At 46.3% G+C, this 298-nt stretch carries 1 rRNA gene; it reads right to left on the bottom strand.

The window, feature by feature from the left end:
• Positions 1-44 precede the first annotated feature (44 nt).
• A 5S ribosomal RNA gene (gene rrf, locus RC73_RS19050) occupies positions 45-160 on the bottom strand.
• Positions 161-298: the final 138 nt, after the last annotated feature.

Genomic DNA, 298 nt, shown 5'->3' with positions numbered 1-298 from the left:
AAAATCCCCAACACAGAGTGCTGGGGATTTTCATTTTATTGGGCGTCTGGCGATGACCTACTCTCACATGGGGAGACCCCACACTACCATCGGCGCGATTGCGTTTCACTTCTGAGTTCGGGATGGGATCAGGTGGGACCACAATGCTATTGTCACCAGACATATTCTTACTGGTTAATTGTCCGTCTGACGGTATTGCTCCAGCTTTATCAGCCAAACAATCACCTGCGTCATTAACCTTTGTTCTTCAATTCAGAAAGCTGTGCTCTTTTCAGAGCTTGAGTTCAAACTTCAATCA

The organism is Shewanella sp. ECSMB14102 (assembly GCF_000813075.1).
Taxonomy (GTDB): domain Bacteria; phylum Pseudomonadota; class Gammaproteobacteria; order Enterobacterales; family Shewanellaceae; genus Shewanella; species Shewanella indica.
This window is presented reverse-complemented; position numbering and strand designations above follow the sequence as displayed.